This is a genomic window from Labrenzia sp. 011 (genome assembly GCF_003075075.1).
In the GTDB taxonomy this organism is placed as follows: domain Bacteria; phylum Pseudomonadota; class Alphaproteobacteria; order Rhizobiales; family Stappiaceae; genus Roseibium.
Window position 1 is genome coordinate 1 of record NZ_QCYM01000061.1, and the last position, 1,106, is coordinate 1,106.

Consider the following 1,106-nt stretch of genomic DNA (forward strand, 5'->3'; position numbering starts at 1 on the left):
AACTATGACGCTCACGAAGAAATATATAAGGATTTGATTAAAGTGATTGCCAATGCTACTGCCGCACTGAGCGATTCGGCGGATATTTATGAAGGAGAGGTGCTTTATGGAGGTAATATCGACCAATGGAAAAAGCTGGGAAATTCCCTAATGTTCAGGTTGGGGATGCGACTTTCAAAAGTTGATCCAACTTTGGCACAGACTACCGTTTCCGCAGCCTTTTCGGGAGGACTTCTAGAATCAAATGATGATAATTTTGTGATTCGGCATGATTCTAATTATCAAAATGCCACGGGCAATTTTTTAAATGGGGCGGAGGCAAATAACTTTTATTTGGTGGATGTCTTTGTAGATTATCTTTCGGGTATGAACGATCCTAGATTGGGCGCTATCTCCGTTAGGTATGTAGGGGCTGCTTCGGGCCCAGATCAAACGGGGGATGTCGCTACGAATGATCCGGCACTTCAAGTAGGGATGCCTATGGGGAATACCGATGCTTCCATAGGGGAAGTTGCCAATGATATGGGCTTGGTTGGTTTATATGATTTTAGCCAAGCGGATCGATCTCGAATCGCTAAATCTGATGGTGCCCAATTTATCCTTACCTATGCCCAAACTCAGTTGTTGCTGGCCGAGGCCGCCACTAGGGGATGGGTGACGGGAGAGGCTGCAAGTTATTATGAAAGGGGCGTGCGCGCCCATATGGAGCAGATGGCCTTACACGATCCCAGCATGGAAATAGATCCTGCCGATATAGATGCTTATATTTTGAACCACCCATTTGACGAGGCGAACGCCTTAGAACAGATCAATACCCAATATTGGGTGGCATCCTTTATGAACGGGCCGGAAGCCTTTGCCAATTTTCGAAGGTCGGGTTTTCCAAAACTCACGGCGAATTCCGTTGCTGGACAGGATATATCCGGTGATTTCATCAATAGGTTAACATATCCTACCGAAGAGGTTGCGGTCAATAAGACGAACTTGGATGAAGCCGTCAATAGAATGGGCCCAGACAATCTAGATACCAAGGTCTGGTGGGATCAATAGAAACAGGAGACTATTAGTTTAGTTGAGTTTTTGCTTTAAAAGGTACGGATCATACG

1 protein-coding gene is annotated in these 1,106 nt (G+C 45.6%); it reads left to right on the forward strand.

All coding sequences use genetic code 11. The annotated features are described in order from the left end of the window. The coding region (locus DCO57_RS22200) for a SusD/RagB family nutrient-binding outer membrane lipoprotein (protein WP_116701101.1) at window positions 1-1,050 on the forward strand (1,050 nt) is incomplete at its 5' end. Window positions 1,051-1,106: the final 56 nt, after the last annotated feature.